11 protein-coding genes, 2 rRNA genes and 2 pseudogenes (1 of these 15 only partly in view) are annotated in these 14,137 nt (G+C 46.9%); 2 read left to right on the forward strand and 13 right to left on the reverse strand.

Annotation, left to right across the window (positions count from 1 at the left end):
- Positions 1 to 4 precede the first annotated feature (4 nt).
- From HYN51_RS15340 to nrfA, 11 genes and pseudogenes are all read right to left on the reverse strand, one after another.
- A complete protein-coding gene (locus HYN51_RS15340; RefSeq protein WP_108900819.1) occupies positions 5 to 991 on the reverse strand; it encodes a serine/threonine protein kinase in 987 nt (328 codons plus the stop codon).
- A 59-nt stretch (positions 992 to 1,050) separates the two neighbouring features.
- Entirely contained in the window at positions 1,051 to 1,320 is a 270-nt protein-coding gene (locus tag HYN51_RS15345) for a YihD family protein (protein ID WP_108900820.1), read from the reverse strand.
- 65 nt (positions 1,321 to 1,385) lie between these two features.
- The gene (gene ccmI / locus HYN51_RS15350; protein ID WP_108900821.1) at positions 1,386 to 2,240 is read right to left on the reverse strand and encodes a c-type cytochrome biogenesis protein CcmI; all 855 of its coding nucleotides are present in this window, start codon (positions 2,238 to 2,240) and stop codon (positions 1,386 to 1,388) included.
- A 71-nt stretch (positions 2,241 to 2,311) separates the two neighbouring features.
- A pseudogene (gene nrfF / locus HYN51_RS15355) lies at positions 2,312 to 2,695 on the reverse strand (heme lyase NrfEFG subunit NrfF); the annotation flags it as partial.
- Entirely contained in the window at positions 2,695 to 3,246 is a 552-nt protein-coding gene (locus HYN51_RS15360) for a DsbE family thiol:disulfide interchange protein (RefSeq protein ID WP_108900823.1), read from the reverse strand. The pseudogene nrfF and the gene HYN51_RS15360, both read right to left, overlap by 1 nt.
- Positions 3,243 to 4,223 (reverse strand): cytochrome c-type biogenesis CcmF C-terminal domain-containing protein, encoded by a 981-nt coding sequence (locus tag HYN51_RS16670; RefSeq protein ID WP_407936356.1) that lies wholly within the window; start codon positions 4,221 to 4,223, stop codon positions 3,243 to 3,245. The genes HYN51_RS15360 and HYN51_RS16670 overlap by 4 nt, the downstream gene beginning before the upstream one ends.
- A gap of 111 nt (positions 4,224 to 4,334) precedes the next feature.
- Positions 4,335 to 5,158: pseudogene (locus HYN51_RS16675) on the reverse strand (heme lyase CcmF/NrfE family subunit); the annotation flags it as partial.
- Between the two features lie 23 nt (positions 5,159 to 5,181).
- Positions 5,182 to 6,138, reverse strand: a complete 957-nt coding sequence (nrfD, locus tag HYN51_RS15370; RefSeq protein ID WP_108900824.1) for a cytochrome c nitrite reductase subunit NrfD — start codon at positions 6,136 to 6,138, stop codon at positions 5,182 to 5,184.
- A complete protein-coding gene (gene nrfC, locus HYN51_RS15375) occupies positions 6,135 to 6,806 on the reverse strand; it encodes a cytochrome c nitrite reductase Fe-S protein (RefSeq protein WP_108900825.1) in 672 nt (223 codons plus the stop codon). The genes nrfD and nrfC overlap by 4 nt, the downstream gene beginning before the upstream one ends.
- Positions 6,803 to 7,363: a cytochrome c nitrite reductase pentaheme subunit gene (nrfB, locus tag HYN51_RS15380; RefSeq protein ID WP_108900826.1), complete on the reverse strand. Its 561-nt coding sequence runs from the start codon at positions 7,361 to 7,363 to the stop codon at positions 6,803 to 6,805. Before nrfB ends, nrfC begins: the two co-directional genes overlap by 4 nt.
- Positions 7,364 to 7,409: 46 nt before the next feature.
- Entirely contained in the window at positions 7,410 to 8,771 is a 1,362-nt protein-coding gene (gene nrfA / locus HYN51_RS15385; RefSeq protein WP_108902092.1) for an ammonia-forming nitrite reductase cytochrome c552 subunit, read from the reverse strand.
- Between the two features lie 556 nt (positions 8,772 to 9,327).
- On the opposite strand from nrfA, the gene mobA reads away from it, so the two are divergent.
- Both mobA and mobB read left to right on the forward strand, forming a co-directional pair.
- Positions 9,328 to 9,903, forward strand: a complete 576-nt coding sequence (mobA, locus tag HYN51_RS15390) for a molybdenum cofactor guanylyltransferase MobA (RefSeq protein WP_108900827.1) — start codon at positions 9,328 to 9,330, stop codon at positions 9,901 to 9,903.
- A gap of 3 nt (positions 9,904 to 9,906) precedes the next feature.
- Positions 9,907 to 10,440: a molybdopterin-guanine dinucleotide biosynthesis protein MobB gene (mobB, locus tag HYN51_RS15395; RefSeq protein ID WP_108900828.1), complete on the forward strand. Its 534-nt coding sequence runs from the start codon at positions 9,907 to 9,909 to the stop codon at positions 10,438 to 10,440.
- A 596-nt stretch (positions 10,441 to 11,036) separates the two neighbouring features.
- Here mobB and rrf read toward each other — a convergent pair.
- Together rrf and HYN51_RS15405 are read right to left on the reverse strand one after the other, a co-directional pair.
- Positions 11,037 to 11,152: ribosomal RNA gene (rrf, locus tag HYN51_RS15400) — 5S ribosomal RNA — on the reverse strand.
- A gap of 122 nt (positions 11,153 to 11,274) precedes the next feature.
- A 23S ribosomal RNA gene (locus HYN51_RS15405) occupies positions 11,275 to 14,137 on the reverse strand; it runs 43 nt beyond the window's last position.

Consider the following 14,137-nt stretch of genomic DNA (forward strand, 5'->3'; position numbering starts at 1 on the left):
ATAATCAGTACATTGGCATCAGTTGCAGCGGTGGAACCTGTAACAACTTAGCCTGTTCAGTAAACAGTGATGGCTGCGCCTGCCAAAAATCATTATCTGCAATCCAAGGAAAGCTTTTTGGAAATGCGGGATCCTCCCAACGGCGAACCACCCATGCAAGGTAATAAACCATCCGCATACAGCGTAATGGCTCAATCAGTGCCAGTTCCCTCTGATCGAAATCAGCAAACTCACTGTAGGACTCCACAAACAAATCCAGCTGCATCAGCTGTTCTGAACGCTCGCCCTGCAATAGCATCCAAATGTCCTGCACCACCGGCCCATTACGGGCATCGTCCAAATCAACAAACATTGGACCATCGCGCCACAGAATATTCCCCGGATGACAGTCACCGTGCAGACGGGATAACGCCCAATCCGTATGCCAGTGTTGTTCCACGGCTTGGATTAACTCATCCAATACCGGTAATAATAACGGTTTGATGCTGGCAGGTACCAAAGAACTCTCTTCCAGTACCCGACGAGGTTGATAAAGATACTCATCCAGCCCCATAGTTGATCGGACAACAAACGGCTGTTGTCTGCTAATCTGATGAATTCGCCCCAAAAAGCGAGCAACCCATTCTAAATGATCAAGATTATCCACTTCATACTGCCGCCCACCCATACTGGGAAACACCGCAAACATATATCCCTGATGGTGATGTAACGTCTGCTTATTTATTACCAGCGGGGCAACAACCGGGATCTCTGCTTCAGACAACGTCAAAGAGAAATCATGCTCTTCTTGTATCTGCTCCGGTAACCAACGCTCTGGACGGTAAAATTTTGCCACGTAACGTTTACGGTCTTCATCCATAAACTGATATACGCGATTCTCATAACTGTTCAGCGCGGTGAGTCCCGAATCCACACGCAGCCCTACACTTTCCAGTGCATCCAGTATCATATCGGGCATTAAGGTATGGAAAGCAAATGCTGCTGAGTTCATAAGAAATTCATATCACCACAGGGTTATTCGAGCCACCAACGGGTTATCATACACAGGGTTTAATCTTTTAAAATACCACGTGCACGTAATAAGGCGGTTTTAAAGTCTTCTTCATAATCTTTCTTTAAACCGGGAATCACTTCAGTACGATCGCTATTACGCATCTTAAGATGGTAAATCAGCACATCGTCAGTTAATTCACTCAGCGGACCGGTAAAGCCTGCTTCTGTAGCTAATTTTTGTAGAAACTGAACCAGATTCAGGTCCGGGTCTTTCTGCCAAGCAGGATGGATAAGTTCTATCAGTTCATTGACGCGATGGCATTTCATAACGCCTCTCCCTTTTATTCAAAAGAGTCACACGGTATCAGGGTTAATCGAATTTTAACAGCTTGTTATTTCATCATGCGAGCCATATTAATCGCTTCGATTAACTTAGCCCGATTAATTTGCGGATTGTTGCTGTCCAGCAGTTGCTGCCAGATATCAATCGCCTGCTGATATTGTGCATTTAAGAAGCGATCCGATGCCAAAAGCATCAAGGCCGTTACTTGATTAGGCTCTTGAGCCAGTGCCTGATTGATTAAGGCCTGTGCCTGAGGCGTCATGCGCTGACCGGCCTGATAATAGAACGTGGTAGCTTTCGCGGTGAGTACTTCCGCATCGCTACCGCGCAGCTGTATTACTCGGTCAAAGGCAATCAAGGCATTTTCGAACTCATTGCTGTTGAGATAGCGTTGCCCAAGCAAGAACCAAGCTTCTGTATCGCTTGGAGATTGGCGGATACGTTGTTGAAGCTCCGCCGCTACCTTATCCTGAATTTGGCTGATATCCATGCCAGAGAAAGGATCGGTATGGTCTTCACGGCTGTATTGTACGGATTGTTGATACTGACCAACGTATCCATATCCCACTGCGGTAATCAGTACCACGACTACCGTCATCACGACGGGAGTGATTTTCGATATCTGGTTGGATAGAGCCGGTGCCGTTTTTTCCATCGTCGCCATATTCTGCAATAGGCTCAGAGAGAGTTCCTGCTGAAATTCGTTTGACAGACCATTCGCTTTTTCCTGTTCGGAAAACAGCTTTCCGGCTAACGCCAACTGCTGTTGATAAAGGGCGATGTTGGTATCATTACGTAAATCTCGATCGCTGGCAGTTGTGGTATTCGAACGAATCGCCGGTAGCCAGACAATCACTAGAATCAGACAGACCATCAGCCCGGCCCCACACCAGAAAATCATCATGATTTATTCTCCAGCCATTTATCTAACTGGCGCTTTTGCTCTTCGGTTAACGCTGGAGGTGGTGACTGGCGGCGTTTCTTCACGTAGTGCCAGATAACCAGTAACCCAAATAACAACAGCACCAGTGGGCTGCACCACAGCAGCGCAGTCTGGCTATTAAAGCGAGGTTTATATAACACGAAATCGCCAAAACGCTGGGTCATAAAGCTGACAATTTGCTCATCAGATTTACCTTGGTCCACCATACGGTAAACTTCCAGACGTAAGTCGTGAGCAATAGGAGACGTGGATTCAACCAGATTCTGGTTCTGACACTGTGGGCAACGTAACTGCTTCGCCAGCGTAATCGCCCGTTGTTGATCCTCTGGCGTTTTGAACTGCCAAGTATCGACCATTTCGGCCCGCAGTGGCAATGTCATGAACATCAGTAAGATCAGACGACAAAACAGATGCATTATGAAGTGCCTCCCGATGCCATGCTTTGCAATATTTCAATTTTGGGCTGAAACTCTTTTTGCCAGATTTCCTGATTCAACTCACCAGAGTGGCGGTAACGAATGATGCCCTGACTGTCGATCAAATAGGTTTCCGGCGTACCATACACGCCCAACTCCAGCGCCAGTTTGCCGTTTGGATCATAAACTGAACGAAGATACGGATTGCCCAACTTATTAAGGACTTCCAGCGCTGCCGGGCGGTTATCTCGATAATTCAAACCATAGAGCTTAAACTCGGGGCGCTCACGCAGAATTTGTAAAAATGGAAACTCCGATTTGCAGGAAGGACACCAACTGGCCCAAACGTTTAATACCGTGATATGCCCAATAAAATCTTGCTGGCTAAAGGTTTTATTACGCAGCAGCAAATCTTCAGCCACAAATTCAGGCATCGGCTTGTCCTGCTGAGTTAATCCCAACTGATGGGGATCTTGCTTTAAGCCAAAGTAGAGGGCGATGCCCATCAAAAGCACCAAAAACAGAGGTAAAAACAGCTTCAGCCGGTTCATATTGCCACTTCATCCTGATGACAGTTAAAAGATTTACCTTTCCTGTTGCGTTTGCTCCACAGGCTAAATCCGCTGCCCAGTACCATTAATAACCCGCCGCCCCATACCCAGCGAATAAACGGCTTATGGTGAAAACGCAGAGCGTAGCTCTGTTTATCAACTTTCTCCCCCATTACCACGTACCAATCAGCGAGCAGGTTCCAAGATATCCCCGGTTCGCTCATCAACATGGTTCGAACCGTATAGTGACGGCGTTCCGGCATTAATCGTGCGACCTCGTTACCTTCACGAGTAACGCGAATTACCGCCTGCTCCGCCGTATAATTAGGGCCAACCAACAGGTTGGTTTCATCATAATGAAACTGATAGCCACTCAACGCACGTTGACTTCCCGGCCCCATTTTTACGCCGATTTCTGTTGAATAGTAGCTGGATAACGTAATTCCTATCGTGGTAACCGCCACGCCACAGTGAGCTAACAACACGCCCAAACGCCGTAACGACAACTGCCTGACAAAAGCAAGATGACTGGCAATGACCCATAGCGACAGCACCAGAGCAGCAGCCACCATCGGATAGAAACGATCGAACATCAGGGCAGCCGCACCGCCAGCAATCAGCGCCAATAGCGCTAAAGCGGCAAGCCATTTGATCTGGCCTGATGCCATACTTTTCCAACGACTCAGAGGAGAGAGTCCCATCACCATCAGAATAAGCAACACGGGTGGTACAACGGTGCTGTTAAAGTAAGGCGCGCCCACCGAGATAGAACCTAATCCCAACGCGGTAAACAACATAGGGTAGAAAGTGCCAATCAATACAATCAAGGTCGCAATGCTCAGCAGTACATTCGCCATCAGCAACAGCGCTTCGCGAGAAAACAGACTAAAACGGGCAACGGAAGGCTGGGTATTAGCTCTGAGGGCAAACAGCGTTAATGCGCCAACAATCGCCACACCTAACAGTAGCAACAACATAATGCCGCGATCGGAATCAACAGCAAAAGCATGAACTGAAGTTAATACGCCGGAACGAACAATAAAAGTACCTAACAGGCTCAGGGCGAAGGTAAAAATCGACAGCAGCAAACTCCAATAACTGAAGGTGCCGCGTTGTTCCGTCACCATCAGCGCATGCAGTAGCGCCGTTCCTAACAACCAGGGCATTAAAGAGGCATTTTCAACCGGATCCCAGAACCACCATCCCCCCAACCCAGTTCATAATAGGCCCACCATGAACCTAAAATAATACCGGCAGTTAAACAAATCCATGCGGCTAATGCCCACGGGCGACTCCAGTAAGCAACCGCAGCATCCATGCGTCCGCTTAACAGCGCCGCAATGGCAAAAGCGAAATTAACCGCAAACCCCACGTAACCGAGATACAGCAACGGAGGATGAAAAATCAGGCCGACATCCTGCAGCATTGGATTGAGATCCCGCCCTTCCATTGGCGCAGGGAATACTCTCTCAAAAGGATTAGAATACAGCAGGATAAACAAACAAAAACCCACCATAATCAGGCCAAGAATTGCCAGTACGGTGCTATTGATCTGTATATCCATTCGGTGGCGCAATGCAGCAACCAGCGCGCTCCATATAGAAAGAGAAAACAGCCAGAACAGCATGGAACCTTCATGTCCACCCCACACGGCTGCCACTTTAAAAAACAGCGGTAGCTGGGAGTTAGAATGCTGGGCGACATACATGACGGAAAAGTCATCGGTTGCAAAGCTGTAACCGAGTAACGAAATAGACAGGGTAATCAGCAGGCAGACACCGTAACTCAGGGGAGCTGCGTAACGAATGAGTAATGTCCGCCGACAATAAATACCTGCCAGCGGAACAATACCCAGTAATATCGCAAGTGCTAAAGCACCTGACAGGGATAGCAGCCCCAAATCAGGGATCATGCTATATCCTTTTTATCAAACATTCAGGCGACCGTCATTTGACCGGCATACAGGATAAAGAAACGTAGTAGCAGTATGCCGGAGAGTCCCATACATGCGACCGCTATCATATAACTTTTACTGTGCTGAACGCGCTTGCTACATACCATACTCATGATCAGCGGCAATAATATTCCCAAGCCGATCACACCAAACCAGAAAACGTTCGACCAGAAGCCACCGCCTATCGCCGCAATTGCTGCGGCTTCTCTCTGACCACCGCCAAAGAACAGGCCAACAAACAGTGCCAGAAGCAGGAATAGCTCAAACAGCACAACTGGTTTTTCAATTTGATGAACAAAATGAACTGACGGGCTATCTATCGGTTGCTTAAACCAAGTAATACCAAACAGCACAGCCGCCGCCGCCCCGGACGAAATACCGGAGAACAGGAACAGCACAGGAAGTACCGGGTTGTTCAGCATTGGATAGGTTTTCAGTGCCGACAGTAGGAAGCCGGTATAAGCGCCCAACGCTACCGCTAGGAAAATCATTAACGGCTCAAGCACCCGTTCAAAGCGGGCAAGCACCGAAATAATGCCATTAATCCAGCGAAACGCTTTAAAACGTTGTTCCAGAAAGCTAGCAATCTCCTGACGAAACAGCACCGCCAACCAAGCGAGCAGGACTAGCATATACACCTGAAACAGCATAACGCCCATCGACATAACCGATGTTGGGCTATAGAAAATCATCAGGTGCCAGAAAGTCCACGGACGCGTCAGGTGGAAAATCAGAATCACTAGACCAACAATCACCGCCAGTGGAGCAATAATTGCTGTCGCTTTAATGATGCCATCACGGCTTGCGCCATCAACTAACACTCGACGTTTAAGAAACACGGCAATGGTAGTCATACCGGCAGAAACGCCGATTAGAAACAGATAAATGGCGATTGGCCAGTCCCAAACTAGGGATTCAAAATGGAAAGCACTGCTCATCCTTTAATCTCCCCATGTTTGCTTGGAATACGATACATTTTTGGCTCTGTGCCCAAATGTACCTTCGCACGGTAAGTGGTTCTATTCTCAATCAGTTTCACAATTTCGCTATTTGGATCGTCTAAATTACCAAAGGTTAATGCCTTAGTAGGACAAGATTCCACACAGGCAGGTAATTTGCCCTGAGCTAAATTGGTGTCGCGACAGAAGTTACATTTGTCTGCGGTTTTTCTTACCGGATGAATAAAACGCACACGGTACGGACAGGCAGCAATACAATACTGACAACCAACACAGCGGTCCGGATTCACATCAACAATACCCGTGGCAGCATCTTTATAAGAAGCCCCTGTCGGACAAACATCGACACAAGGCGGGTTATCACAATGCTGACACGAGTGACGATAAAACTGATATTTTGCCTCAGGAAACTCTCCTGTCGGGCCAGAACGGATAATATTTAGCCGCGATACCCCTTCAGGAACTTTATTCACCTCCCGGCAAGCATCCATACACGCGGTGCAGCCAATACAACGAGTTTCGTCATACACCATGCCGTAACGAATACCGTTAATCGACATAGTCTGCGCCAGCGTACGGTTGACCGGGCCGGTCATAAAGATTACTGCTCCCATACCGGCAATAAAATGACGGCGTGAGCAACTCATGGTGTTTCCTTCTCTTTATGGTATTGCTGCTGTTGTTTACTGTGGCAATCAACACATAGCTTGATCTGACCTTTTTGATCCAATCCTTGTACCGGATCTTTAGTCGGATGCAACTGGTGACAGCTGGCACACGAGGTCTTCAGGATATGGACATCATGCGCCCATAACGCGGTGCGTAATTTCTCCGGTTGGTGACAAGTCATACAAACCTGATTCTGCTTATCAACCGGGAACATATCTTCGTTAAAACGCATCGCATCCGCAACGCCATTACGGTGTTCTGGCGTGATTTTGCCGTGACAGTTAGTACACGTCACTGGCAGTTGGTTATTCGGGTTAATCGCTTTTGAGTGCGCGCCGTGCATGCCATCTTTAGCGTCTTTGTGACACTGGGTACAGGCATAGTCAGGATTGCGCTGTAACTCTACTTTATATTCGGACGACACTTCTGTTTTCTGCTCCGGTACCGGTTCTGCGGATGACGACATGGCCGTCAGCGCAAACATTGATACCAGCATTAACAGTCCGCCCTTAAATAATGAACGTAAACTGCCCATGATAATTCCACCTTATTTAGGCCCCAGTATACCGGGGCCGATAACTTTATTTGCTTAACAAGCGCTCTTCTTTCTTGGCGTTTGCGTCCCATTCCGCTACGCGGGTTTTCAGGAACTCTTGCTTGTCGCTCTCAAGTTTTTGCATATCCATGCCTAATGCTTTTTGAGCATTCGCTTTAGTGGAAAGATCGGGTAATGCGATTTCGTGAGTAATACCTTTAGTTGCTAATAACCGAGCCAGTTTGGTACGGGCATCAGCCGCTTTATCTAACGCAGTACCCAGAATTTTCAGACCAACTTCAGGAGCGTGCATATGGATACCATGCGAGGCAATCGCATAGTCCCAACGCCATTGCGCATGGCGGATATCCATCAGAATTGGTTTCATTTCTTCTTCTGTTGCACCGGCATCCCATGCCGCTTTAGCTTCGAAGTGAGCATGTACTAACTGAGCTTCCGTTTTCTTCTTCAGCTCTCTAACCGCTTCTTTTCTAGACGCTACGATATCCTGTAATTGCTCTTTAGTTTGGGTGTGGCAGCTGGCACAGGTTTCATTGAATCGATCAAAAGGATTACCAATTTTATGATCGGTATACAGTTTACCCTCTGCGTTTTGTACCTTCGGCATATGACAGTCAATACAGGTCACATTGTTTTTACCGTGGATACCTTGGCTCCAGGTTTCATACTCTGGATGTTGCGCCTTCAGCATTGGTGTTTTAGATAACAGATGAGTCCAGTCAGAGAAAGCAATGTTGTCGTAGTACTCTTCCATTTTCTCTACGGTTATTCCTTTATCCCAAGGGAATTTAACCGCTTTGTTTTTACCATCAAAGTGATATTCAACGTGACAGTTACTACAAACCATTGCCTGCTGGTCCAAATGGCTAGCTTTATCAAACGGTTTGCCAATAGCTTCCAGCGCACGAGCAGTATAAGGGCGAGACATATAAAGCGCTGGCTTACCCTCAGCAAAATCTTTAGATGCCGTGTCATGACAGTCTGCACAGCCGATTGGGTTAACAATCTGTGCACCGCCTCTTGACCACATACCCTCAAAGTATTTGTCTTCACCACCTTCATCAATTAGACGCGCCACATCCGGGCTTTTACAGCTCCAACACGCCATCGGTAGCGGACCATCGGTATCTTTCATGGGCGCCGCTGTACGTAGAGATTCGCGCACATCAGTAATGGCATAGAAATGACCACGTGCTTTTTTATAATCTTTCGCGAATGGATAACCGGCCCAAAGAATAACCATATCAGGATATTCGTCCAGACCACCGCCTAATTTGTTTAACTCGCTGGTTGCACGCCATGAATCGTATTGATCCGCATGGTCTTTTGCAAAGACCTCATTGCGGGCCTCTACGTTCGGTTTGTTAGCTAATGCTGTATTGCCCATCAGAAATGATGCAAACAATATCAGTAAGCCAGCTGATAACTTTGCCTTAATCTTGCCCACGGTAGTACTCCCATTTATTATAAGTTCGGCGTTCGTTGAGCCGATTACCAAGATATTAATATCTTTTATGTGCGTGTTCCTGTGCACTCAAATTACTACTCAGGTAGTATTTTATGATCCCCCTAAATATAACGATTTAGAATATGAATAAATATTTGTCTGAATATTGGTTGTTTTAGATCAATGAATAATGCAAGCAAAAATCATTTTCTTGATAAGGTTCAAATATTATTTTTAGTAACGAATTCAATGTACTCATAAATGGTTATATGAATAATTACCTATTTATAGGTATAAACTCGCTATGATATCGAATAGACATACCCAATACGAGTTAGTATTTATTTTAAAATGAATATAAAAGAATAATGTAAATAACGAAATTCAATTTAATACTTGAATGAAAACTATTATCAACAAAGAGAATAAACAGGACTATTTAACGATGAACGCGTTAAAATAGATCCCCTTATGAGTTGGTTAAAGGGAAAGTGCAATGTCGATACCTTCAATTACCGGCGCTATTCTGGCCGGTGGACAAGCAACCAGAATGGGTGGTACAGATAAAGGTCTGGTCGCCGTTGATGGTACGCCACTATACCTGCACGTTCTCGCTCGTCTGAAACCTCAAGTTGAGAACATTATTATCAGCGCTAACCGCAATACAGAAGAGTATAAAAAAAGCGGCTATCCGGTATTCCAGGACTCAATTGATGGCTTCAAAGGCCCTTTAGCAGGCATATTAACCATACTGGAAAATAGCCCGACAGAATGGGTTCTGTTTTCACCCTGCGATACACCACTAATTCCTAATAATCTGGCTGAAAGATTGTGGAATAACCGAAATAATCAGCCCATAGCTTATGCCGATGATGGAGAGCGAGCACATCCTACTCTATCACTGATGAATACTTGCCTGATTACACCGCTGCGTAATTATCTTCAGGGAGGAGATCGTAAGCTTATGATCTTCCTATCCCAACAACAGGCTACTGCTGTTGATTTTAGTGATATACCCTTGGCTTTTAAAAATATCAATACGCTGGATGAATGCCATAACTGGAATAAATAAAATATGACAATAACCGCTAAACAACGCATTCCTCTATTAGGCATAACCGCATACAGCGGCACAGGGAAAACGACGTTGCTCAAACAGTTAATTCCCATCTTATCTAACATGGGAATTAACTGTGCGCTTATCAAACATTCTCATCACAATATGGATATCGATATACCGGGAAAAGATAGCTACGAATTACGAAAAGCCGGTGCATCACAAACTATTGTGGCCTGCGATCAACGCTGGGCTTTAATGACAGAAACACCCGATAGATCGATAAGTCTGGCAGAACTGGCAGATAAGTTTGATGCTAATCAGATCGATTTAGTATTGGTTGAAGGCTTTAAGCATGAGCCTATTAATAAAATAGCTTTATTTCGCACCTCGGTGGGTAAACCGCTGGAGGGATTAATTGATAACCATGTTATTGCATTAGCCACGGATGAGGATATATCCGTTAATATTCCGCTACTGGATATAAACAATCCCCAGCAATTAGCTGATTTTATTCAGTGCTGGTTAAATGATAAAAAGCATTCTTGCTAATTAACAATAGCGTTAATTACATCAGGGAAAATTAATCTATATAAAGCGTTGAAATATTATTACTAAAGCGTTTCATCAGCTTGATTAAGAAAAAAGAAATAATTTTTACTCATTATTAATACTAAATAATAATACGGAATTATTAATTTTTTGACATCTTCGATATTTATTTTTGCCTACTGGCAGAAATACTCTCTCTTTGGTATCAGTCTATTCACATGATGTAAACAGTAATCTGAACTCATGGTTTCAACCTGCCGACTGCTGACAAACCAGACAAATTGGCTTTAGCGGATATACTGACCATAACAAAATATGCTCATATCACTCAAGTGCCCGGCCGGGAAGGTCGATGTTTAAGCGATTGGCTTAATATTTCACAATCTGCACAAAGCAAAAAACCTCAGCTTGTCGGCTGAGGTTCTTCTTAATAAAGCTTGGTAGTTTATGAACGACGCCGTCATTCGCCCTTCGGGCCAACGCTTTGCGTTGCTCAAACCTGTTTCGCCAGTTTGTCCTACGCTCTCGAGTAACGAACGGTATCTGCACCAAAGCAAAAAACCCCCAGCTTTCGCTGAGGGTTTCTCTAATTTAAAGCCTGGCAGTTCCCTACTCTCGCATGGGGAAGCCCCACACTACCATCGGCGCTACGGCGTTTCACTTCTGAGTTCGGCATGGGGTCAGGTGGGACCACCGCGCTATCGCCGCCAGGCATATTCCGTTTCATGAACCGTTGTACTCCGATATCGCTATCCCGCACAACCATCCATTCCAATCCTGAACATTCGCTGAAATTTAAATTCGTCTCTCTCATCAAAACACCTTCGGTGTTGTAAGGTTAAGTCTCACGGTTCATTAGTATCGGTTAGCTCAACGTATCGCTACGCTTACACACCCGACCTATCAACGTCATAGTCTTTAACGTTCCTTCAGTGGACTCAAGGTCCAAGGGAAGACTCATCTCGAGGCAAGTTTCCCGCTTAGATGCTTTCAGCGGTTATCTTTTCCGCACGTAGCTACCGGGCAATGCCATTGGCATGACAACCCGAACACCAGTGGTGCGTTCACTCCGGTCCTCTCGTACTAGGAGCAACCCCTCTCAATCTTCCAACGCCCACGGCAGATAGGGACCGAACTGTCTCACGACGTTCTAAACCCAGCTCGCGTACCACTTTAAACGGCGAACAGCCGTACCCTTGGGACCTACTTCAGCCCCAGGATGTGATGAGCCGACATCGAGGTGCCAAACACCGCCGTCGATATGAACTCTTGGGCGGTATCAGCCTGTTATCCCCGGAGTACCTTTTATCCGTTGAGCGATGGCCCTTCCATTCAGAACCACCGGATCACTATGACCTACTTTCGTACCTGCTCGAGCCGTCACTCTCGCAGTCAAGCTAGCTTATGCCATTGCACTAACCTCACGATGTCCGACCGTGATTAGCTAACCTTCGTGCTCCTCCGTTACTCTTTGGGAGGAGACCGCCCCAGTCAAACTACCCACCAGACACTGTCCTCAACCCGGATAACGGGTCAAAGTTAGAACATCAAACATTAAAGGGTGGTATTTCAAGGTTGGCTCCACGCAGACTGGCGTCCACGCTTCTAAGCCTCCCACCTATCCTACACATCAAGGCTCAATGTTCAGTGTCAAGCTATAGTAAAGGTTCACGGGGTCTTTCCGTCTTGCCGCGGGTACACAGCATCTTCACTGCGAGTTCAATTTCACTGAGTCTCGGGTGGAGACAGCCTGGCCATCATTACGCCATTCGTGCAGGTCGGAACTTACCCGACAAGGAATTTCGCTACCTTAGGACCGTTATAGTTACGGCCGCCGTTTACTGGGGCTTCGATCAAGAGCTTCGCTTACGCTAACCCCATCAATTAACCTTCCAGCACCGGGCAGGCGTCACACCGTATACGTCCACTTTCGTGTTTGCACAGTGCTGTGTTTTTAATAAACAGTTGCAGCCAGCTGGTATCTTCGACTGACTTCAGCTCCGAGAGCAAGTCTCTTCACCTAACGTCAGCGTGCCTTCTCCCGAAGTTACGGCACCATTTTGCCTAGTTCCTTCACCCGAGTTCTCTCAAGCGCCTGAGTATTCTCTACCTGACCACCTGTGTCGGTTTGGGGTACGATTTAATGTTACCTGGAGCTTAGAGGCTTTTCCTGGAAGCAGGGCATCAACTACTTCACCACCGTAGTGGCTCGTCATCACGCCTCAGTGTTAATAGTCAACCGGATTTACCTAATCGACCCACCTACACGCTTAAACCGGGACAACCGTCGCCCGGATAGCCTAGCCTTCTTCGTCCCCCCTTCGCAGTAACACCAAGTACAGGAATATTAACCTGTTTCCCATCGACTACGCCTTTCGGCCTCGCCTTAGGGGTCGACTCACCCTGCCCCGATTAACGTTGGACAGGAACCCTTGGTCTTCCGGCGAGCGGGCTTTTCACCCGCTTTATCGTTACTTATGTCAGCATTCGCACTTCTGATACCTCCACCAGACCTCACAGTCCAGCTTCACAGGCTTACAGAACGCTCCCCTACCCAACAATACTTTCGTATCGCTGCCGCAGCTTCGGTGCATGGTTTAGCCCCGTTACATCTTCCGCGCAGGCCGACTCGACCAGTGAGCTATTACGCTTTCTTTAAATGATGGCTGCTTCTAAGCCAACATCCTGGCTGTCTATGCCTTCCCACATCGTTTCCCACTTAACCATGACTTTGGGACCTTAGCTGGCGGTCTGGGTTGTTTCCCTCTTCACGACGGACGTTAGCACCCGCCGTGTGTCTCCCGTGATAACATTCTTCGGTATTCGGAGTTTGCATCGAGTTGGTAATCCGGGATGGACCCCTAGTCGAAACAGTGCTCTACCCCCGAAGATGAGTTCACGAGGCGCTACCTAAATAGCTTTCGGGGAGAACCAGCTATCTCCCGGTTTGATTGGCCTTTCACCCCCAGCCACAAGTCATCCGCTAATTTTTCAACATTAGTCGGTTCGGTCCTCCAGTTAGTGTTACCCAACCTTCAACCTGCCCATGGCTAGATCACCGGGTTTCGGGTCTATACCTTGCAACTTGACGCCCAGTTAAGACTCGGTTTCCCTACGGCTCCCCTATTCGGTTAACCTTGCTACAAAATATAAGTCGCTGACCCATTATACAAAAGGTACGCAGTCACCCAACAAAGTAGGCTCCCACTGCTTGTACGTACACGGTTTCAGGTTCTATTTCACTCCCCTCGCCGGGGTTCTTTTCGCCTTTCCCTCACGGTACTGGTTCACTATCGGTCAGTCAGGAGTATTTAGCCTTGGAGGATGGTCCCCCCATATTCAGACAGGATGTCACGTGTCCCGCCTTACTCATCGAACTCACAACTTGTGCATTTTGGTGTACGGGACTATCACCCTGTTCCGTGCGACTTTCCAGACGCTTCCACTAACACACAAACTGATTCAGGTTCTGGGCTCCTCCCCGTTCGCTCGCCGCTACTAGGGGAATCTCGGTTGATTTCTTTTCCTCGGGGTACTTAGATGTTTCAGTTCCCCCGGTTCGCCTCATAACACTATGTATTCATGTTATGATAGTGCAACGGATTGCACTGGGTTTCCCCATTCGGGTATCGCCGGTTATAATGGTTCATATCACCTTACCGACGCTTATCGCAGATTAGCACGCCCTTCATCGCCT

The sequence above is a fragment of the Limnobaculum parvum genome (assembly GCF_003096015.2).
In the GTDB taxonomy this organism is placed as follows: domain Bacteria; phylum Pseudomonadota; class Gammaproteobacteria; order Enterobacterales; family Enterobacteriaceae; genus Limnobaculum; species Limnobaculum parvum.

Bases quoted from the DNA above. Each gene is read 5' to 3' on its own strand.
- nrfB (WP_108900826.1), bottom strand. From the start codon at position 7,363: ATGGGCAGTTTACGTTCATTATTTAAGGGCGGACTGTTAATGCTGGTA.
- HYN51_RS15360 (WP_108900823.1), bottom strand. From the start codon at position 3,246: ATGAACCGGCTGAAGCTGTTTTTACCTCTGTTTTTGGTGCTTTTGATG.
- HYN51_RS15340 (WP_108900819.1), bottom strand. From the start codon at position 991: ATGAACTCAGCAGCATTTGCTTTCCATACCTTAATGCCCGATATGATA.
- nrfD (WP_108900824.1), bottom strand. From the start codon at position 6,138: ATGAGCAGTGCTTTCCATTTTGAATCCCTAGTTTGGGACTGGCCAATC.
- nrfA (WP_108902092.1), bottom strand. From the start codon at position 8,771: ATGGGCAATACAGCATTAGCTAACAAACCGAACGTAGAGGCCCGCAAT.
- HYN51_RS16670 (WP_407936356.1), bottom strand. From the start codon at position 4,223: ATGTTGTTGCTACTGTTAGGTGTGGCGATTGTTGGCGCATTAACGCTG.
- nrfC (WP_108900825.1), bottom strand. From the start codon at position 6,806: ATGAGTTGCTCACGCCGTCATTTTATTGCCGGTATGGGAGCAGTAATC.
- ccmI (WP_108900821.1), bottom strand. From the start codon at position 2,240: ATGATGATTTTCTGGTGTGGGGCCGGGCTGATGGTCTGTCTGATTCTA.
- HYN51_RS15345 (WP_108900820.1), bottom strand. From the start codon at position 1,320: ATGAAATGCCATCGCGTCAATGAACTGATAGAACTTATCCATCCTGCT.
- mobB (WP_108900828.1), top strand. From the start codon at position 9,907: ATGACAATAACCGCTAAACAACGCATTCCTCTATTAGGCATAACCGCA.
- mobA (WP_108900827.1), top strand. From the start codon at position 9,328: ATGTCGATACCTTCAATTACCGGCGCTATTCTGGCCGGTGGACAAGCA.